Here is a 19,640-nt window from a genome sequence, read left to right as displayed (position 1 = left end):
AGTAACCCTGGGTCCTGACTTTCGTCAGGATGACGGGGCGTGCGCGGACGGATCGCCCCTCTACCGAGGAAATTCCCATGCGCTTCTCGCGCTTCTTCATCACCCGGCCGATCTTCGCGGGCGTGATCGCGGTGATCATCACGATCGTCGGTGCGATCGCCTACATGACGCTGCCGGTGTCGCAATATCCCGACATCGTCCCCCCCACCGTCACCGTCAGCGCGACCTATCCCGGCGCCTCCGCCGAGACGGTCGCCGAAACCGTCGCCGCGCCGATCGAGCAGGAGATCAACGGCGTCGACAACATGCTGTACCAGTCGTCGCAATCGACCGGCGACGGCAAGGTCACGATCACCGTCACCTTCAAGATCGGCACCAACCTCGACGCCGCGCAGGTGCTCGTCCAGAACCGCGTCGCGGTCGCCGTCCCGCGCCTGCCCGAAGACGTCCAGCGTCTCGGCGTGGTGACGCGCAAGACGTCGCCCGACTTCCTGATGGTGGTGAACCTCGTCTCGCCCGACAACTCGCTCGATCGCGGCTATATCTCCAACTACGCGCTGACCCAGGTCCGCGATCGCCTCAGCCGCATCGACGGCGTCGGCGACGTGCAGCTGTTCGGCGCGCGCGATTATTCGATGCGCGTCTGGATCGATCCCGGCCGTGCCGCCGCGCTCGACCTCACCGCCGGCGAGATCGTCGCCGCGTTGCGCGCGCAGAACGTCCAGGTCGCCGCCGGTACGCTCGGCCAGCCGCCCTATGACAAGGGCAACAGCGCGTTCCAGCTCAACGTCGAGACTCAGGGGCGCCTCACCGATCCCAAGCAGTTCGCCGACGTCGTCATCCGCACCGACGCACAAGGCCGCCAGGTCCGCGTCTCGGACGTCGCGCGCGTCGAACTCGGCGCGCAGGATTACGGCGCGAATACCTATCTCAGCGGCAAGCCGACGGTCATCGCCGCGGTCTTTCAGCGTCCCGGCTCGAATGCACTCGGCGCGGCGCAGGCCGTCACCGCCGAGATGGAGTCGATGTCGAAGCGCTTCCCCAAGGGCCTCGAATACAAGGTCATCTACAACCCGACCGAGTTCATCGCGCAGTCGATCGACGCGGTGAAGCACACGCTCTTCGAGGCGATGGTCCTCGTCGTGCTCGTCATCCTCGTCTTCCTGCAGAAGTGGCGCGCGGCGATCATCCCGATCGTGGCGATCCCGGTCTCGCTGATCGGCACCTTCGCGGTGCTCGCCGCCGCCGGGTACAGCCTCAACAACCTCTCGCTGTTCGGCCTCGTCCTCGCGATCGGCATCGTCGTCGATGATGCGATCGTCGTGGTCGAGAATGTCGAGCGCAACCTCGAACACGGGCTCTCCCCGCTTGAGGCGGCGCGCACGTCGATGGACGAAGTCTCGGGCGCACTGGTCGCGATCGTGCTCGTGCTGTGCGCAGTGTTCATCCCGACCGTGTTCCTCACCGGGCTGTCCGGCGCGTTCTACCGTCAGTTCGCGGTGACGATCTCGACCGCCACGATCATCTCGCTGCTGATCTCGCTGACGCTGTCGCCGGCGCTCGCCGCGATGCTGCTCAAGCCGACTGCCCCCGCCGATTCAGGCAACCGCCTGACCCGTACGGTCCGTCGCGCTGGCGATGCCTTCAACCGCGGGTTCGAGCGGATGAGCGACAGCTATGCCCGCCTCACCGCGCGCCTGGTCACCGCGCCGCGCCGGATGATGATCGCCTATGCCGCGTTGATCGCGGTCACGGTCGGCGTGTTCACGATCACCCCGTCGGGCTTCGTCCCCGCACAGGACCAGGGCTACTTCCTGACCGTCATCCAGCTTCCGCCCGGCTCGTCGGTCGAGCGCACCGACGCGGTCATGCAGAAGGTCGCGAAACGCATCCTGCCGCTCGCCGGCGTCAAGGGCGCGGTCATGCTCGCGGGCTTCGACGGCCCGTCGCAGACGCTCGCCCCCAACTCGGCCGCCGCCTACATCCCGCTAAAAAGCTTCGAGGAACGCAAGAAGCTCGGCGTTACGCTCGCGAGCATCATGGCGGAATCGCAGAAGGCGACCGGCGACATCACCGAAGCACGCCTGCTGATCGTCCCGCCACCGCTGATCCAGGGCATCGGCTCGGCCGGCGGCTACCGCCTGATGGTACAGGACCAGGGCGGGCACGGTTACGCCGACCTCGGCAAGACGAGCTACGCGCTGATCGGCCAGGCGAACCAGACCAAGGGTCTCGCGCAGATCTACACCTTCTTCGACACGGCGACCCCGCGCATCTTCGCCGACGTCGACCGCGCCAAGGCCAACCTCTTGGGCGTTCCCCCCGAGCGCGTGTTCGAGGCGTTGCAGGTCTATCTCGGCTCGGCGTTCGTCAACGACTTCAACCTGCTGGGTCGCACCTACCGCGTCACCGCGCAGGCCGACGCACCGTTCCGCAACACCACCGCAGACATCGCCAACCTGAAGACGCGCTCCAACTCGGGCCAGATGGTCCCGGTCGGCTCGGTGTCGACCTTCAAGGACAAGACCGGCCCCTACCGCGTGGTCCGCTACAACCTCTTCCCCGCGGTCGAGGTCGATGGCGACACTGCCAAGGGCTATTCGTCCGGCCAGTCGCTGGTCGCGATGGAGAAGCTCGCCGATGCGTCGCTCCCGGCCGGCTACGCGCACGAATGGACCGGCATCGCCTACCAGCAAAAGGCCGCCGGCAGCACCGCCGCTCTCGTCTTCGGCATGGCTGTGGTATTCGTCTTCCTCGTGCTCGCCGCGCAATATGAGAGCCTGACGTTGCCGCTCGCGATCATCCTGATCGTGCCGATGTGTCTGCTCGCAGCGATGACCGGCGTGAACCTGCGGGGCATGGACAACAACGTCCTCACGCAGATCGGCCTGGTCGTGCTGATTGCGCTCGCCGCGAAGAACGCGATCCTGGTGGTCGAGTTCGCCAAGCAGGCCGAGGAACAGGATGGCCTCACCCCCGTCGAGGCCGCGGTCCGCGCGGCGAAGGACCGGTTGCGGCCGATCCTGATGACGAGCTTCGCCTTCATCCTCGGCGCGGTGCCGCTGGTGATCGCGACCGGTGCCGGCGCGGAACTCCGTCAGGCACTCGGGACCGCGGTGTTCTTCGGGATGATCGGCGTGACCGGGTTCGGCCTGCTCTTCACCCCCACCTTCTATGTCGTCGCACGGGCGCTGGCGCTGCGGTTCGAACGCCGCCGTCCCGCCGCACCCGCCGCGACCCTTCAGCCAGCCGAATAGGACCAGCATCATGAAGTCCGCCCTCCTAGCGAGCCTCTCGGCGCTGACGCTCGCCGCGTGCGCCGCCGGCCCCGACTATGTCGCACCCATCACCCCACCCAAGGCGGCGGCGTCGTTCGTCACCGCGAACGCGGCCACCGTCACGACGGCGCCCGACAACGACTGGTGGCGGATGTACCGCGACCCCGTCCTAGACGGCCTCGTCGCGGATGCATTGGCAGCGAATACCGACCTCCGCGTCGCCGTCGCGCGGCTCGACAGCGCCCGGGCGTCCCTGCGCGGCGCGAAGACCGACCGCGAGCCGCAGGTGAACGCGGGCGCGAGCGGTAATTACGCGCGCACCTCGCAGCTCCAGAACCTGCCCGGCCTCGACCGCGAGCGCGCCACCTACGACGTAGGTCTCGACGTCAGCTACGAAGTCGATCTCGCCGGCCGAGTCCGCCGCAACGTCGAAGCCGCGCGCGGTGACGTCGGCGCGGCGCAGGCGGATGCGGATGCCGTCCGCGTCTCGATCGTCGCCGCCACCACCCGCGCCTATGTCGACGCAGCCTCGTCCGCCGAACGTCTCGCGGTCGCGCGGCGGATCGTCGACCTGCTCGACAAGTCGAACACGCTGACCGGCAAGCGCGTCGACGCCGGTCGCGCAGCCCGCCTCGATCAGGTCCGGATCGCCGCCCTTCGTGATCAGCGCGCCGCCAACATCCCGCAGATCGAGGCCGAGCGCCAGGCCGCGCTTTTCCGCCTTGCCACGCTCACCGGCCGCACCCCGCAGGACCTGCCTGCAACCGCCGGCGCGCGCACCACCACGCCGCGCCTCGACCAGCCGATCCCGATCGGCGACGGCGCGACGTTGCTAGCCCGCCGCCCAGATGTTCACGCTGCCGAACGTCGGCTGGCGGCGGCGACGGCGCGGATCGGCGTCCAGACCTCGCAGCTCTATCCGCAAATCTCGCTCGGCGGGTCGATCGGCTCGACCGCACTTAGTGTCGGCGACATCTTCACCGGTGGCCCGATCCGCTGGCTGCTCGGCCCTCTGCTGAACTGGTCGCTAAACCAGTCCGCCGCCCGCGCGCGCATCGCGGGCGCCGAGGCGGACTCGCGCGGCGCACTTGCCAATTTCGATGGCAGCGTCCTCACCGCGTTGGAGGAAACCGAGACCGCGCTGTCGAACTACGCCCGCGAACTCGACCGCCGCACGCAGTTGCAGTCCGCACACGACAACGCCGCCACCGCCGCGCGCATCACCCGCGCCCGCCAGCGCGAAGGCCAGATCGACTTCCTCGACGTCCTCGATGCCGAGCGCACGCTTGCCGATACGGATACGGACCTCGCCGCCGCCGACTCGCGGATCGCAGGGGCGCAGGTCGATCTGTTCCGTGCGCTGGGTGGTGGCTGGCAGGCGCCGAGCCGCCCTGCCGCATGAGGTAGATCCATCGAGAACCGATGCGATAACCGACATAATACTGTAAGGAGCAACTAAAGTAGATCAAGTCTGACGACGAACGGACCGCAGTATGACCGACGACATCGCACAGACGGATACGAACGCCGCAGCGTGGCGTGATCGTGCCACGTATCATGAAGACCGGGCTGCGCAGGAACGGGTACTTGCCGTTTCCGCGCGCTCGGACGCGGCCTATACTGCGCATCGGGTCCTGAGCGAGCGACATCTTCAACTCGCGGCGACGGCCGAACTGGTCGCCGAAATGCCGGATGCCGAACCACCGCAAAGCTCGTCGCTGGAGCAGACCGGCGACCTGATCCGCCGGAGTTACGGTGATGCCGGATAGCAGCCCATCCGACTGGGAATGTCAGGCGATGTCGGCCTTGCCCAGGTTGATCTTGTCGTAGAGCGCGAGCAACGCGGTCACTTCCTCGACGACGGTCTCCTGCTCAGCCCGCCAACGCGCGGTGGCGTCGTGCGACGGGATGCCATCCTGCCCGTCATGCAGGGTAAACCCTTGGTCTATCAGCCAGATCGCGTCGCTCGCCCGCGAACGCTGTCGTCGCAGGTGATAGACCCATTGCTCGATTATCCCCGAAGGTACCAGTCTATCCAGATCGCCCATGACGCCGCGGTAGGGCAACGCCGACGCCAATACCAGCCTTCGGAAATTTTGCCGCAACACACTCCTTCCGGGGAGGATTTCGAGATTAACCGTGTTGCGAAATCCGGCCGCAATATCGTGCGGCCAAAAGCATGGTAATGGATTTTCTCCCACACCCTTCCGTGATCGAACGCCGGATGGACGACCAGTCCGTGCTCGCGATTCAGGCACCGAACGCGATCATCGCGCGGATGCACGAAGAACTGGCGTTGCTGTACCGCGAGCAATTGGTCGCGCTGATCGAGCGCTGATCTGAATTGGGATGCGATGCAGCACCGACCGCGGTTAGAAGCCGACGGATGACCCGTCCCGACCCCCACCCCGACACCGCAAAATTCCTCTGGATCGGCACCTATGCCGGCGGAGGCGGTATGGGCCTCTATCCGCTTGATCAAATTGGCACGCTTGCCGCGCCCTACGCGGACGCACGCAACGCATCGTTCGGCACCTATTCGTCGCGGTTCGATCTTCACTACCTGGTCGACGAGCAGGACGACGGCGCGCTTGGCGTACACCGTCGCACCGCCTCGGGCTGGGTCCGGCTAGCGCATGTCCCGGTCGGTGGCGCAGCATCGTGCCACGTCGCGCTGGATCGCACGCAATCGTGCGTCTCGGTCGCGAACTATGCGAGCGGGAGCGTCTCGCTGTTCCGGCTGGATCCACGGAGTGGTCTGCCGGTCGGCCAGCCAATTGTGCACGCCAATGACGGCAGCGGCCCCGATCCCGAACGCCAGCAATCGCCGCACGCGCACTGGGTCGGCTTCGGCCTCGACAACCGGTTCCTGTATGTCGCGGATCTCGGCACCGACGAAGTGCTCGCCTTCTCGTTCGACGCGGAACGGCAGACGCTCGGCACGCCGCACGTCGCGCTCAAGGCCGTGCCCGGATCAGGGCCCCGACACATGCTGTTCCATGAGCAGCACACGCAATCGGCGTATTTAGCCTGTGAACTCGATAGCACGCTCATCGCGCTGACCGTCGAGGGCCGCGATCTGAAGCCCCGCGCGTCACTATCCACCCTCCCCGCAGGCTGGCACGGCGCGAACATCGTCGCGCACATCGGTGCCAATGCCGCGGGCGACCGGCTGTACGTCTCCAACCGCGGCCATGACAGCATCGCGGTCTTCGCGCTGAACGAACGCGGCGATCCCACCCTCCTCCAGCATATCGCCAGCGGAGGCGCATCGCCGCGCGTCTTCATGGTGTTGGAAGAGGAAAACCGGATGCTCGTCGTCCACGAACGCGATCAGCGCGTGACGATGCTTGGTATCCTGCCGGACGGGACGCTCGCCCCGACCGACTTCGCGGTGCACGTCCCCGGCGCCGCGTTCGCCTTCGTCGCTTAGCTGACGCTGGCGATCAATAGCGTCAGTTCGGTACGGACCGGGTTTTCGTCGATACGGATCGGCTTCACCGCACGGCGCTTGACGGGATAGGACGCGCGCACCGCATCGCACAGATCCTTGACCGAGACGCGCACGCACGCCCCTTCGTCGCAGACCAGGCGCGGCGTGCTGATCGACTGGATGCAGGTCGTCGGCGTACCGGCCCAGACTGGCGCCGCGCTCGACAAAAGACATGCGGCTGCGATCCGCAAAACGGTGTTCTTGGTCATCATGGTAGCTGGCCCCCCACAGGCAGTTCGTATCTGGTAAAGCGACCGTTAGGGGCCAAGTGGTTGCGATAACGTTTCAATCGGCGGGCAATCGTACGACGGCCCGCCGGTGGTAAGAAAACGACAACCTGGGCGATCAATCCGCTGCGATCGGCCCTTGCGGAGGGCTAGCACGCCGCGTGAACCAGACGATGATGACCATCGCGAGGCACAGCCAGGCCGAGATACGGAACAGGTCGGTCGACGCGAGCAGATACGCCTGCGCCACCATCTGCCGCGTGATCGCGCCTGCCGCCTGCACGTCGGTCAGCCCCATCCGCGTCAGCGCACCCTGCGCCATCTGGTAGGGCGAACCGGTCCCGATCGCTTCCGACAACCGGCTCTGGTGGAGCGTCTCGCGGCGATCCCAGGCAGTCGTGATGATCGACGCGGCGAAGCTGCCCGAGGTGATGCGCGCGAAGTTCGAGATGCCCGTCGCCGACGGCAGCCGCTCCGCCGGGATACGGTCGAGCGAGATCGTCAGCATCGCAAGGAAGAACGTGCTCATCGCGATCCCCTGCACCATCAGCGGCAGCATCAGGTCGTAGAAGCTCGCGCCCGTCGTGTAACCCGAGCGCAGGTAATAGGAGTAGCCGAACGAGGCGAATGCCACCGTGGCGAGGATGCGCGCGTCGATCTTGCCGCTCAGCCGCGCGACGAACGGCGTTAGGATCACCGCCACCGCGCCCGATGGTGCGGCGACCAGCCCCGCCCAGGTCGCGGTATACCCAAGCTGCGTCTGCAACCAGAGCGGCAGCAGCAGCGTGTTGGCGAAGAACACCGCATAGCCGAGGCAGAACGCGATCGTCCCGATCGTGAAGTTGCGGCTCTTGAACAGCGACAGGTTCACCGCCGGGTTGGCGTCGGTCAGCTCCCAGATGATCCAGCCGACAAAGCCGATCGCGGCGACGACCGCGGCGATGACGATACGGTCGGCGGCGAACCAGTCGTCGTTCTTGCCGAGATCGAGCACGATCTGCAGCGCACCGACCCAGATCACCAGCAGGATCAGCCCGACCTGGTCGATCGGCAGCTTCCGCGTCGGCGTGTCGCGCTTGCCGAGCTTGTTCCAGCACACGAACGCGCAGAACATCCCGAACGGCACGTTGATCAGAAAAATCCAGCTCCAGTGATAATTGTCGGAGATGTAGCCGCCCAGGATCGGCCCCATGATCGGCGCGACCAAAGTCGTCATCGACCAGATGCCGAGCGCGGTAGAGCGCTTGTGGACGGGAAAAATCGCGATCAGCAGCGCCTGGCTGCCCGGAATCATCGGCCCGGACACCGCGCCCTGGAGGATGCGGAAGCCGATCAGCGACGGCAGGTCCCACGCGATCCCGCACAGGAACGACGCGATCGTGAACAGGAAGACGGAAACGCAGAACGTCCGCACCACGCCGAATCGGCCCATCAGCCACCCGGTCAGCGGCACCGCGACTCCGTTGGCGACGGCGAACGCGGTGACGATCCAGGTGGAGTTATCGCTCGAGACGCCGAGATTACCGGCGATGGTGGGGAGCGAGACGTTGGCGATCGTCGTGTCGAGCACCTGCATGAAGGTGCCAAGCGCGAGCGCGAATGCGGTGAGGGCGAGCGAACCGCCGACGAGAGGGGCGGGACCGGCGCCGGAGGGGGCTGCCATCAGAGAGCGTCCCGCTTAGAGCGAACTGCTACACCGCAACCACCCCGGCGAAGGCCGGGGTCCAGTTGGGAAACGAGGCTAACGGAAGGCAGCGCGCCGTTACGACCACCTCTCCAACTGGGCCCCGGCCTCCGCCGGGGTGGTGCAGTATGAAGCGCGGTGGGCAGCGACAAGCTTGTTTCCCCGCGAAGGCGGGGACCCACACTGGACTCCCGCCTTCGCGGGAGAACAAGGAGAGCAGGACCGCACCGGAGTAATGGCCACCGCAAAACCATCACCGGTTAGCCGCGATGATCTGGCGGATCTTCGCATCGACCGCGGCATCCCCCTGCCCGGTCGCCAGCCCCTTATACGCCGCCACCGCAGGCCGCCCGACCATCGTCCCCGACTTGTCCGCGGTATCGACGATCGCATTCACCGACAGCCCGACCCGCAGCGGATTGCGCCGCAGCTCACCCTTGTCGAGCGCGATCCGCACCGGCACGCGCTGGGTGATCTTGATCCAGTTCCCGCTCGCGTTCTGCGGCGGCAGCAGCGCGAACGCGTTGCCGCTACCCGCGCCCAACCCGACGACATGGCCATGATAGACCAGGTCATCGCCGTACATGTCGGCCGTCACCGTCGCCGCCTGCCCGATCCGCAGATCACGCAGCTGCGTCTCGCGGAAGTTCGCATCGACCCAGACCCGGTCGAGCGGCACCACCGCCATCAGCGGCATCCCCGCCGACACCTGTTGCCCGAGCTGCACCGTCCGCTGCGCGACAACGCCGTCGATCGGCGCGACGACGTGCATGTGACTCCGCGTGATCGCCGCGCGACGATAGGCCGCGATCGCCGCCAGCACCGCCGGGTTGTTCGATACCGTGGTGCCGACGACACCGTTCTTCGACTGCGCCTGCTGGCTGCGCGCGAGTTGCAGCGTCGCGCTCGCGACCTTCACCTGGTCCGCGGCATGGCTGAGTTCCTCGCCCGAGATCGCGCCTTCTGCGGCCGCACCACGACGACGCGCGAGATCGTTCCGCGCCCGCGCCAGTTCAGCCTCCGCCTGCACGACCGCAGCCCCGGTCTCGTTGACCTTCGAGAAGTCCGACCGCGTCGCGCGCACCGCCCGCGCAAGTTCCGCCTCCGCCGACGCCACACCGACATCCGCGGTCGCCGCGTCGAGGTCGATGAGCGGCTGGCCCGCCTTCACGACCTGCGTGTTGTCCGCGTGGATCGCGGTCACCTGCCCCGGATCGCGCGCGGTGATCGCCACCACGTCGCCCGCGACATAGGCATCGTCGGTCTCCTGCTCAGGCGCGGCGAGCAGGAAGTGGAATACCGCCCACACGATCGCGCCGATCACGACGACCACGCCTAGGATCGTCAACGCGCGCTTGCGTGCCCGCGGATTGCCGGTCGGAGCCGCGGCGGGCGCCGGCGTTTGCGTATCGGTCATCGCATCATCCCCTGAAAATCATAACCACCACCCAGCGCCAGCACGAGCTGCACGCGCTGTTGCGCAGCATCGGCGGCGAGGTCGGCATCGGCCTGTTCGGCGGCCAGCGTGCGGACGTCGTTGTCAACGAGATCGAGCCGGCTATCGAGGCCGCTCGACACGCGGATCGCGTTCAGCCGCCCGGTCTCGGCATAGCCGCGCACCACCTCGCGTTGTCGCTGCCGGTCGGCGTCGAGCGCCCCGATCCGCGCCACCGCGTCACCTGCTTCACGCACCGCACCGATCACCCGGTCGTTGTAATCCGCGGTCGCCAGGTCGAGCGCGGCGGTCGCGCCGGCGAGGTCCGCCTTCAACCGGCCATTGTCGAAGATCGGCAGATGGACCGCCGGCCCGACGCCGACCGTGCCCGCATCGAGCGAGAACAGATTGCCGAGCCCGACCGCCTGGAACCCCGCCAGCGCCGCCAGATTGACGTTCGGATAGAACGCTTTGCGCGCAACCTGACGCCCGGCGGCCGCAGCCTCGATCCGCGCTTGCGCCGCCGCGATATCGGCACGCCGCGCGAGCAGGTCGGCCGGTACGGTCTTGGGCAACGGCAACGCCGCGTCGAGCTGCAACGCCGTCGCACCGATCGTCGCCGGATAATCCGCACCACGCCCGGCCAGTGCTGCCAGCGCATTCTTCGCGAGCACCTGCGCCGCCTGCGCGCGCAGCAACGCTTGCCGCGCCTGCGCCAACAACGTCGTCGCAGCCTGCGCGTCGAGCTTGCTCGCCAGGTTGTTGCGGATCCGCACGTTCACGAGCCGAAGCGAATTCTGGCGCGTCGCGATCGTACGCTGCGCGATCCCCGCCTGCGCCTCGGCGCGTTCGAGATCGATATACGTCTGCACGACCGCCCCCGACAGCGCCATCCGCGCCGCCGCGACGTCGAGCGAAGCCGCACGCACCGACGCCCGCGCGCCCTCGATCGCGGCCTTCTGGCGCCCGAACAGATCGAGGTTCCAGCTGAGGTTCGCCGCGGTCGACCCGACGAACCGTGTCGACCCGGCATAGGGCGGCGGGATCGTGTAGCGCCCGCTCAGTCGCGCGAGTTGCTCCTGCGCATCGAGCGTCACGTCGGGGCCATTGTCGGCACGCCGCGTCGAAAGCACCGCCTGCGCTTGCGCGACCCGTGCCAGCGCCGCATCGAGCGAGGGGCTGCCTTCGACCGCATCGCGTACCAGCCGATCGAGCTGCGGATCGCCGAACGACCGCCACCAGTCGGCTGCGATCACCGGCGCGGCGTCCGGCGCCAGCCCCAGCGCGGTGGCCGATACCGGCTCCACGACGGTCTTCGACGCCGGGATCGCGCACCCCGCGAGCAGCCCCGCCACCGTGATCGGGGCCAGGGCAGTGCCAATCTTCATGCGCGGCGTCCTTCGGTCAGAGCGTCGTCCAGCGTCGTGCGGAGTTTTTGCATCAGTTCGATCAGCTTCTCGATTTCGGCCCGGTCCCAGCCCGTCAGCAGGCTATTCCAGTATTCTATGATCTTATCGCGACACCGGATCGCAACCGCCTCGCCGTCGGCCGTCAGTTCGAGATTGAGTACCCGCCGGTCGTCGCTCGCCCGCGACCGCGTGACCCACCCGTTCTGCTCCATCGCGTCGACCAGCCGCGTCGTCGCACCCTTGTCGTGCGAAAGATCCCGCGCGAGGTCGGCACACGTCGCCGCCCGGCCTGCGAGGATGGACATGAGCGCCGACCACTGCGTCCCGGACAGACCCTCCGCCGTAAACACCGGCTCGATCAGGCTCTGCCCGATCTGATGGATCCGCCGCGCGAGGTAGCCGAGCGAACAGTCCGGCCCGAATTCCGATTTGGTGTAGAACGCCATGTCGTTGCCATGGCAACCATTGCCCAGGCAGTCAATTGCACGTTTTGCATGTTGAGGTGAGGACGGCGGACTGGTGGATGGACGCGCCTCGAAAGCGCTCAGTCCCCCGATTTTTAAGCAGGGTCGGCCACGAATACGAAAAGGGCCACCCGCATGAGCGGATGACCCTTTCGCCATTCCAACGATCTGGAACTGCCCTCGATCAGAAGCGGAACTTGATCGAACCCTTGTATGACTGGTTCGACACGTCCTTGCGCTCGACGGTGGTGTCCGCGCCGACCGAGATGTCGACGCTGTCGCCGACCAGCGTCAGCCCAGCGCTGATCTCGCCCCAGTTCTTGTCCTGCCCGGCCAGCGCGAACAGTGCGTTCGGACCGATCCCGCCGACGAAGTTCGCGCCGAACACGCCCGGCGTCGACTGGAAGTCATGGACGTAGTTCGCGGCGGCATAAGGCCGGAACGAACCACTGCCGCCGAGCACCAGCCCGGCACGACCCTGCAGGCTGTCGAAGCTGTCGCGATCGACGAACAGGGCTGGTCCGCCGCCATTCTCGATCGACTTGCCGAAGCCGATATGGCTGGCGCGCATCGACACGCGCGGGCCGACCTTGAGCATCGACAGGTCGAACGCCTTGCCGAGCCCGACCTCGCTGACGACGGTCAACGCGTTGTCGGTGCCGCGCAGACGATAGCTGGTGCCGACGAAGCCGACATTGCGATCGGTCTTGGCGACGAACGCGCCCGCGCTGAACTGCGTATCGAGGACGATCCCCGATGCGGTCTCCAGCTTGCCGTACAGCGTGCCCTGGAACAGTTCGCCCTTCGCGCGCTGCGCGATCCCGCCGGTCGTTCCGTCGGTGTTGGTGTACGAGAACGAGAAGCCGATCACGCCACCCTCGCCTGCCTGCTTTTCAAGACCGGCAGCCGCGAAGTAACCGTCGAACTTGTCATGCCCGCCGAACGGATTGGTCCCCGGCATCGACCGGCTCTTGCCGTCGATATAGCCGCCCGCGATGAAGCCGCTCATGTCGTCGGGCAGACGACCCTGCTGCAACACGGTGCCGCTCGAATCGCTCATCGTGTCCTGCCCGCCCGGCAGGTCGCTCGCCATCAGCGAGGCCACCTGGACCGGCTTGCCGATCAGCGCAAGCGTACCGCCGAGCCCGCCACGCGTATCGATCTGCGCGATGTGATCACGATAGAAGCGCGACATCGTGTCGATCGACGCGACGCCGAGGCTCGACTTGAGCGTCTCGGCTCGCGGCGCAAGGCCCTCGAGCGTCGAGCGGATCGTCGCCGCGTTCTGCAGGTCTAGCGAACCATATACCCCACTCAGCGCCGCATAGTTGGAACGATTTTGGTCGAGCAGCCCGGCATAGGCCGACTGGACCGGCGTCGCATCGACGACGTTGCGATACTGACCCGCGAGGATCCGCACCTGCACCGCGTTGGTACTGTAGACATAGCTCGGCGTCAGGATCGCGCTGAGCGGGGTCGCCGCACCGAACGCGCCGGTGATGCCGCCCTGCGCGGTCAGGATCGTGTAGAGGTCGTTATACCGCACGGTATAGCCGGCGACTGGCGCGAACCCGACGCGACCGCTGAGGCTGACGATGCCGTTGGTCGCGGCCCCTGCTGCGTTGAACGTCGTCGCCGCGAAGGCGAGCTTGTCCGAGGTGCCGTTGGGCCCGAGATCGACTAGCAAATTGGTGCTCGAGGCGAGCACGCCGTTGCCGCCGATCGTCAGCGTGCCGATCGTCCCCGTCGTGCCGGGCGCGATCATCCCGGCGACGCTGGTGAAGAACGGCGTGTTGATCCGCCCGGACCCGGTCAGCATGCCCGCCAGCATGAAGTAATCGCCCGGCGTCGAGATCACGCCGTCGTTCTGGACGACGCCCGTCACCTGGTTGATCGTCATCAGGCTGGTAAGCGACCCGGCCGACGTTACCGCCAGCTTCGCCGTGCTGCCCGAAACGGTGAACTTGTCGACCGTGACCGCGGAGTTCAGCGTGGTCGTGCCCGCCGCCGACAGCGTGACGTCGTAATAGCGTGCGCTGCGCTGCGTCGTGCGATCGGGGTCGATGTTGTTGGGCACGAAATTGCTCGCACCCGGCAGGCCGTTGGCGAGCGTCGGCGACAGAACCGCCAACGCCACGGCATCGCCACCAGCGCCGGTGGTCCCCGCCTGCGCGATGCTCTGGGCGCTACCGCCAAGCGTCGCGATATCGACGCTGGTCTTCTGCGCGATCGCCTCGACGATCTTGCCTTCGCCGACCGTACCCGGTGCGCCCGTCGACGCAACGGCAACACCAGCCGCAGCCGATGTCGTCGCGGCATTGGTCGCAACCGGCTTGCCGTCGACATAGGTGACGTTGGTCTTGATGTCTAAACAGACGTCGATGCCGAAACCGGGCTCCTGATCGCAAATCTGTCCGAACTTGTTCGCGTCTCCTGCGATCCCGGCCCCGGTCGTGGTCGGCACGCCGTTCACAAGCTTGCCGTCGACGATGATCTGGTAATTCGGATCGAGCGCCGTCACCCAATGCGACGCATCGGTCCACAGCCCGTCGCCAGTCTTCGTCTGTGCATAGCGGTAAGGATTGTTCGCCGCGATATAGTCCGAGAACAGGTATAGCGGCTGGTAAAAGCTCGCCGTGCCATAGGCGCCGAAGGGCTGTTCGTTGAAAAAGCGATTGCCGCCCGACAGCACGCCGATCACGACCTGTTTGGCGAACGTCCGATCGAGGATCAGCGGACCGCCCGAATCACCACCCGCCGTCGTGCCTTCCTTGGCCAGCGGCGCGTCCTTGAACACGTTGAAATCATACGGGCTTGCAGCGGCGGTGCCACGGCGGGGATCGTCGAAATCGAGCTGGTACAGGTTCTGCGGCATGCCATCGATGGAGCCATAGAGGAACCCGTTCAGGTCATCGAACGAGCCGAGGATACCGATCGTGTTCTCGGCGATGCGGCGGCGGTAATCGATGCCGTTGGTGTCGCCGACGAGCGTGCCGCCCTGACCGCTCCGACCATAGCCGGTGATCGTGACGTGATAGCCGGTACCGGTGGTATCGCCGATAGACGCAGGCGCGGGCAGTGCCGATAGCAGCAGCGCCCAGGTCGGCACGTTGGCGGCCGGCGTATCCAGCGTCGCGATCGCGACGTCGCCCTGCAGGAAGTTCTGCGAGAGCCCGAGCTTCAGCGAGTCGGCGTTATAGACGACCTGGTTGACGTTATAGAGGAAGTTGGCGGTGTTGGTCTTGTACTGCTGCGTGTTGACCGCGCCGGTCGCGGTGGTCGGCAGGAACCAGTCGAGCAGGGCCGGACGGTTGTTCTGCTGGAAACCGAACGCGATCGGGATGCCACCGCCCTGCGCACCATAGCCCCAGGGGTTCTGCGCGCCGGTGCCGGCGGCGTTCTCGCTCACGCAGTGCGCGGCGAAGATCACCGTGCGCGGATTGATCAGCGTCCCCGTGCACAGGCCGACGCCGCCGCCGCCCGTCGAGATCGTCATCTGGCCTACGCCGTTAACGCCGTTGCCGGGATCCTGCGCGGTCGTCGGCGTGCCGGGCGCCGAGATCACGATGTTCGGTTCGGAGACGAGGTCGGCGGGGTTCAGCGCGCTTGAATAGGCGATCGATTCGGGCCGCGGCAGGCGATCCTGCGCGGCCGCGATAGACGGCAGCGCCGCCGCGGCGAGCAACGCCGTCGAGGTCAGCAAAGCCGCGCGTGCATGGCGCGATCCGGTGCGTGCGCCGCGCGTGCGCGAGGTAGCGATAGTCGTCACATTCATCCCCTTGTCCGCGCCGCCCGCTGTGGGGCGTACGCCAATGTGACGAGGGTATGCAGACCATTTTGGGAACGCAATCAATGACTATGCTTCGTTCACGCTATTGTAATATTCCGTCGTGAACGTTGTAAAATTGTCACCGCGAGGCCGTTGTGGGCCATTCGATGTTTCACTGCACCGCGAGCGTTACTGCTACCTCGGTTGGCGCAGGATCGGGTATTGTCAGGCGCTCGCCGGAGGAGTCCGCCAGTTCGTCGAGACAATGCGCGAGCAACGCTGCCATCAGGTATCTCTGCTGACCGTCGGCGATCGTTAACGCGTTTTCGATTGCGTCACGGAGAATCTGGGTGTCGTCGGTATTGTCGCCCATGCCCTGTGTTCGGGTATGATGCGACGCCGCGCAATGTGAGAGGTTATCCTCGCCGTTACCAACCTGAGTTAGTCTCTAGAATGACATGATTTTTGCTAGCGCGTCGCAACCGCGATCTGTCATGTTAGCGTATGGCAATCGACACCGACTCGGCCCGCACTGCGGAAAACCTCCTCACGGTACGCGACATGCGCGGGGACATTTTCCCCAGCGAGATCTTCGACGAACACGCGTGGAACATGTTGTTGCGTCTGTTCGTCGCGGAAGCCAGCGATGAAGCCATTACCGCACCCGACCTGATGGAGCTCACGAACACGCCGCCAGCGGTGGGCCAGCGCTGGCTCGCCCATCTCGTCGCGGATGCGCAGATCGAGCCCTATTCGGACGGCGGTACGATAACGCTCACCCGTTCCGCGGTCGATCGCATGAACCTGTTCCTGCGACGCGCGGCCGGCGTCCACGAAAGCGATGGTCCCGCCTGACGCGCCAGCGCATTCGTTCACTCGGCAACGCGAAGGCGGAATAACCGGCCCACGGCACTCCCGCGCCCTTCCCCGATGCGCTCCCCCTTGCTAAGGCCCTCCCGGTAACAGCATTTTTCGCTCGGTCCCCGACGCGCCCGCGTGGCCTATACGGCTGCTTTCCCCTCGGCGCCCGGCGGCCCGACGCCCACGGGAAGGACCCCTATGACTGCCATTGGCCAGGATACCCTCAAGACCCGCACCAGCCTCTCCACCGGCGGCAAGTCGTACGACTATTACAGCCTCGCCAAGGCGTCCGAGCAGCTCGGCGACATCAGCCGCCTGCCGTTCTCGATGAAGGTGCTGCTCGAGAACCTGCTCCGCTTCGAGGACGGCGTGACGGTCACGCGCGAAGATATCCAGGCGATCGTCGACTGGCAGAAGGAGCGTCGCAGCGACCGCGAGATCCAGTATCGCCCGGCGCGCGTGCTGATGCAGGACTTCACCGGCGTGCCCTGCGTGGTCGACCTCGCCGCGATGCGCGACGCGATGACCAAGCTCGGCGGCAATCCCGAGAAGATCAACCCGCAGGTCCCCGTCCACCTCGTCATCGATCACTCGGTGATGGTCGACGAGTTCGGCACGCCGCAGGCGTTCCACGACAACGTCGACCTGGAGTACGAGCGCAACATCGAGCGCTACGAGTTCCTCAAGTGGGGCAGCAAGGCGCTCGACAACTTCCAGGTCGTCCCCCCCGGCACCGGCATCTGCCACCAGGTGAATCTCGAATATATCGGCCAGGCCGTCTGGTCGTCGGCCAGCTCGGGTGACCACGGCGACGGCACGATGATCGCATATCCGGATACGCTGGTCGGTACCGACAGCCACACGACGATGATCAACGGCCTGGGCGTGCTCGGCTGGGGCGTCGGCGGGATCGAGGCCGAGGCCGCGATGCTTGGTCAGCCCGTCTCGATGCTGATCCCCGAAGTCGTCGGCTTCAAGCTGCTCGGCAAGCTGAACGAAGGCATCACCGCCACCGATCTCGTGCTCACCGTCACGCAGATGCTGCGCGCCAAGGGCGTGGTCGGCCGCTTCGTCGAGTTCTTCGGCCCCGGTCTGTCGTCGATGACGCTCGCCGATCGCGCGACGATCGCCAACATGGCGCCTGAGTATGGCGCGACCTGCGGCTTCTTCCCGATCGACGACAAGACGCTCGATTACATGCGTCTCACGGCACGGTCCGATGAGAACGTCGAGCTGGTCGAGGCTTATGCCAAGGCGAACGGCTTCTGGCGTGACGAGAACGCCGAGGATCCGGTGTTCACCGACACGCTCGAACTTGACATGGGCACCGTCGTCGCCTCGCTCGCCGGCCCCAAGCGACCGCAGGACCGCGTCAGCCTCAACAAGGTCGACGAGGTGTTCAACAGCGACCTCCACAAGCTGTACCACAAGGAGCAGCCCGCGCGCGTTGCGGTCGAAGGTCGCGAGCATGACATCGGCGACGGCGACGTCGTGATCGCCGCGATCACCAGCTGCACCAACACCTCGAACCCGTCGGTGCTGGTCGCCGCCGGTCTGGTGGCCCGTAAGGCGAACGCGCTCGGCCTCAAGTCGAAGCCTTGGGTGAAGACCTCGCTCGCCCCCGGTTCGCAGGTCGTCACCGACTATCTCGACAAGGCTGGCCTCACCGCGGACCTGAACGCGCTCGGCTTCAACCTCGTCGGTTATGGCTGCACGACCTGCATCGGCAACTCGGGCCCGCTGGCCCCTGCGATCTCGGCCGCGATCAACGAGAACGACCTCGTCGCCGCGTCGGTACTCTCGGGCAACCGCAACTTCGAGGGCCGCGTCTCGCCCGACGTCCGCGCCAACTTCCTCGCCTCGCCGCCGCTCGTCGTCGCCTATGCGATCAAGGGCACCGTCACGACCGACATGATCGAGACGCCGCTGGGTCAGGGGTCGGACGGCCAGGACGTGTATCTGCGCGACATCTGGCCGACCAACGAGGAAGTCCGCACGACGATGGACGCCAACATCGACGCCGGCATGTTCGGTGCGCGCTACGGCGACGTCTATGCGGGCGACGCCAAGTGGCGCGAGATCGACGTCACGGGCTCGGACACCTACGCATGGCGCGCAGGGTCGACCTATGTCGCCAACCCGCCGTACTTCGAGGGCCTCAGCATGACGCCGTCGCCGGTGCAGGACATCATCGACGCCAAGCCGCTTGCGATCCTCGGCGATTCGATCACCACCGATCACATCTCGCCGGCCGGCTCGATCAAGGCCGACAGCCCCGCTGGTCGTTTCCTACAGGAGCATCAGGTCAGCAAGGCGGACTTCAACAGCTATGGCGCACGCCGCGGCAACCATGACGTGATGATGCGCGGCACTTTCGCCAACATCCGCATCAAGAACGAGATGGTCCCCGGCATCGAAGGCGGCATGTCGAAGTACGACGGCGAAGTCATGGCGATTTACGACGCCGCGATGCGCTTCAAGCAGGATGGCACCCCGCTGGTGATCGTCGCCGGCAAGGAATACGGCACCGGCTCGTCGCGCGACTGGGCAGCGAAGGGCACCAACCTGCTCGGCGTCCGCGCCGTGATCACCGAGAGCTTCGAGCGCATCCATCGCTCGAACCTGGTCGGCATGGGCGTGCTGCCGTTGCAGTTCGCCGAAGGCACCGATCGCAAGACGCTCGGCCTCGACGGTTCGGAGACGTTCACGATCCTCGACGTGGCGAGCATCCGCCCGCGTCAGGACGTCACGGTCAAGATGACCCGCGCCGACGGCACAAGCGAGACGTTCCAGACCAAGTGCCGGATCGATACCGTCAACGAGCTGGAATACTTCCTCAACGGCGGCATCCTCCACTACGTCCTGCGCAAACTGGCCGCGTAAAGCCTAACCCGTCCCCCTCGGAGCTATCCGGGGGGATGCTTACAGCCTCAACGCATCGATCCTCCCCCGCAAGGGGGAGGTGGCGCCGTAGGCGACGGAGGGGGAGGACACGGAACACAGGTTTCCCTTACCTCCCC

General features: G+C 66.2%; 15 protein-coding genes. 7 read left to right on the top strand and 8 right to left on the bottom strand.

What is annotated here, in order from left to right:
• The first annotated feature begins 77 nt into the window (after window positions 1-77).
• From AC59GX_RS14260 to AC59GX_RS14250, 3 genes are all read left to right on the top strand, one after another.
• Window positions 78-3,257 (top strand): efflux RND transporter permease subunit, encoded by a 3,180-nt coding sequence (locus AC59GX_RS14260; protein ID WP_426281261.1) that lies wholly within the window; start codon window positions 78-80, stop codon window positions 3,255-3,257.
• 10 nt (window positions 3,258-3,267) lie between these two features.
• Window positions 3,268-4,680, top strand: a complete 1,413-nt coding sequence (locus AC59GX_RS14255; protein WP_107953855.1) for an efflux transporter outer membrane subunit — start codon at window positions 3,268-3,270, stop codon at window positions 4,678-4,680.
• Window positions 4,681-4,771: 91 nt separating this feature from the next.
• Window positions 4,772-5,047, top strand: coding sequence for a hypothetical protein (locus tag AC59GX_RS14250; protein ID WP_253070794.1), 276 nt, complete (start codon window positions 4,772-4,774; stop codon window positions 5,045-5,047).
• Window positions 5,048-5,068: 21 nt separating this feature from the next.
• Here AC59GX_RS14250 and AC59GX_RS14245 read toward each other — a convergent pair whose 3' ends face one another.
• Window positions 5,069-5,326, bottom strand: a complete 258-nt coding sequence (locus AC59GX_RS14245) for a hypothetical protein (RefSeq protein WP_056489263.1) — start codon at window positions 5,324-5,326, stop codon at window positions 5,069-5,071.
• A 137-nt stretch (window positions 5,327-5,463) separates the two neighbouring features.
• On the opposite strand from AC59GX_RS14245, the gene AC59GX_RS14240 reads away from it, so the two are divergent.
• Both AC59GX_RS14240 and AC59GX_RS14235 read left to right on the top strand, forming a co-directional pair.
• Window positions 5,464-5,616, top strand: coding sequence for a hypothetical protein (locus AC59GX_RS14240; protein ID WP_156362382.1), 153 nt, complete (start codon window positions 5,464-5,466; stop codon window positions 5,614-5,616).
• Between the two features lie 48 nt (window positions 5,617-5,664).
• Complete coding sequence (locus AC59GX_RS14235; protein ID WP_426281263.1) at window positions 5,665-6,711, top strand: lactonase family protein; 1,047 nt, start codon at window positions 5,665-5,667, stop codon at window positions 6,709-6,711.
• Here the strand turns inward: AC59GX_RS14235 and AC59GX_RS14230 are convergent.
• The 7 genes from AC59GX_RS14230 to AC59GX_RS14200 all read right to left on the bottom strand — a co-directional run bounded on the left by AC59GX_RS14230 (window position 6,708) and on the right by AC59GX_RS14200 (window position 16,132).
• Window positions 6,708-6,980 (bottom strand): hypothetical protein, encoded by a 273-nt coding sequence (locus tag AC59GX_RS14230; protein WP_497301938.1) that lies wholly within the window; start codon window positions 6,978-6,980, stop codon window positions 6,708-6,710. The two genes, AC59GX_RS14235 and AC59GX_RS14230, sit on opposite strands and share 4 nt — an antisense overlap.
• A gap of 136 nt (window positions 6,981-7,116) precedes the next feature.
• Complete coding sequence (locus tag AC59GX_RS14225) at window positions 7,117-8,661, bottom strand: DHA2 family efflux MFS transporter permease subunit (RefSeq protein WP_107953850.1); 1,545 nt, start codon at window positions 8,659-8,661, stop codon at window positions 7,117-7,119.
• A gap of 274 nt (window positions 8,662-8,935) precedes the next feature.
• Entirely contained in the window at window positions 8,936-10,099 is a 1,164-nt protein-coding gene (locus AC59GX_RS14220) for an HlyD family secretion protein (RefSeq protein ID WP_426281267.1), read from the bottom strand.
• Window positions 10,096-11,505, bottom strand: coding sequence for an efflux transporter outer membrane subunit (locus AC59GX_RS14215; RefSeq protein WP_426281268.1), 1,410 nt, complete (start codon window positions 11,503-11,505; stop codon window positions 10,096-10,098). Before AC59GX_RS14215 ends, AC59GX_RS14220 begins: the two co-directional genes overlap by 4 nt.
• Window positions 11,502-11,972 carry a MarR family winged helix-turn-helix transcriptional regulator gene (locus AC59GX_RS14210; protein WP_426281269.1) on the bottom strand — a complete coding sequence of 157 codons (471 nt, stop codon included), beginning with the start codon at window positions 11,970-11,972 and terminating at the stop codon, window positions 11,502-11,504. Before AC59GX_RS14210 ends, AC59GX_RS14215 begins: the two co-directional genes overlap by 4 nt.
• A gap of 202 nt (window positions 11,973-12,174) precedes the next feature.
• Window positions 12,175-15,759 carry an autotransporter domain-containing protein gene (locus AC59GX_RS14205; protein ID WP_497301935.1) on the bottom strand — a complete coding sequence of 1,195 codons (3,585 nt, stop codon included), beginning with the start codon at window positions 15,757-15,759 and terminating at the stop codon, window positions 12,175-12,177.
• 172 nt (window positions 15,760-15,931) lie between these two features.
• Window positions 15,932-16,132 (bottom strand): hypothetical protein, encoded by a 201-nt coding sequence (locus AC59GX_RS14200; RefSeq protein WP_426281271.1) that lies wholly within the window; start codon window positions 16,130-16,132, stop codon window positions 15,932-15,934.
• A 131-nt stretch (window positions 16,133-16,263) separates the two neighbouring features.
• Here AC59GX_RS14200 and AC59GX_RS14195 point away from each other — a divergent pair, with 131 nt between their 5' ends.
• Together AC59GX_RS14195 and acnA are read left to right on the top strand one after the other, a co-directional pair.
• Window positions 16,264-16,614, top strand: a complete 351-nt coding sequence (locus tag AC59GX_RS14195) for a hypothetical protein (RefSeq protein WP_426281272.1) — start codon at window positions 16,264-16,266, stop codon at window positions 16,612-16,614.
• Window positions 16,615-16,818: 204 nt separating this feature from the next.
• A complete protein-coding gene (acnA, locus tag AC59GX_RS14190) occupies window positions 16,819-19,503 on the top strand; it encodes an aconitate hydratase AcnA (RefSeq protein WP_060526615.1) in 2,685 nt (894 codons plus the stop codon).
• The last annotated feature ends 137 nt before the right edge of the window (window positions 19,504-19,640 follow it).

This window comes from Sphingomonas sp. 320_CC, assembly GCF_059691795.1.
Note: the sequence above shows the minus strand (reverse complement) of the source record. Positions and strands in the feature narration are given on the sequence as shown.

Excerpts from the sequence above, each read along its gene's own strand:
- AC59GX_RS14260 (WP_426281261.1), top strand. The coding sequence starts at position 78 with ATGCGCTTCTCGCGCTTCTTCATCACCCGGCCGATCTTCGCGGGCGTG.
- AC59GX_RS14255 (WP_107953855.1), top strand. The coding sequence starts at position 3,268 with ATGAAGTCCGCCCTCCTAGCGAGCCTCTCGGCGCTGACGCTCGCCGCG.
- AC59GX_RS14250 (WP_253070794.1), top strand. The coding sequence starts at position 4,772 with ATGACCGACGACATCGCACAGACGGATACGAACGCCGCAGCGTGGCGT.
- AC59GX_RS14245 (WP_056489263.1), bottom strand. The coding sequence starts at position 5,326 with ATGGGCGATCTGGATAGACTGGTACCTTCGGGGATAATCGAGCAATGG.
- AC59GX_RS14240 (WP_156362382.1), top strand. The coding sequence starts at position 5,464 with ATGGATTTTCTCCCACACCCTTCCGTGATCGAACGCCGGATGGACGAC.
- AC59GX_RS14235 (WP_426281263.1), top strand. The coding sequence starts at position 5,665 with ATGACCCGTCCCGACCCCCACCCCGACACCGCAAAATTCCTCTGGATC.
- AC59GX_RS14230 (WP_497301938.1), bottom strand. The coding sequence starts at position 6,980 with ATGACCAAGAACACCGTTTTGCGGATCGCAGCCGCATGTCTTTTGTCG.
- AC59GX_RS14225 (WP_107953850.1), bottom strand. The coding sequence starts at position 8,661 with ATGGCAGCCCCCTCCGGCGCCGGTCCCGCCCCTCTCGTCGGCGGTTCG.
- AC59GX_RS14220 (WP_426281267.1), bottom strand. The coding sequence starts at position 10,099 with ATGACCGATACGCAAACGCCGGCGCCCGCCGCGGCTCCGACCGGCAAT.
- AC59GX_RS14215 (WP_426281268.1), bottom strand. The coding sequence starts at position 11,505 with ATGAAGATTGGCACTGCCCTGGCCCCGATCACGGTGGCGGGGCTGCTC.
- AC59GX_RS14210 (WP_426281269.1), bottom strand. The coding sequence starts at position 11,972 with ATGGCGTTCTACACCAAATCGGAATTCGGGCCGGACTGTTCGCTCGGC.
- AC59GX_RS14200 (WP_426281271.1), bottom strand. The coding sequence starts at position 16,132 with ATGGGCGACAATACCGACGACACCCAGATTCTCCGTGACGCAATCGAA.
- AC59GX_RS14195 (WP_426281272.1), top strand. The coding sequence starts at position 16,264 with ATGGCAATCGACACCGACTCGGCCCGCACTGCGGAAAACCTCCTCACG.
- acnA (WP_060526615.1), top strand. The coding sequence starts at position 16,819 with ATGACTGCCATTGGCCAGGATACCCTCAAGACCCGCACCAGCCTCTCC.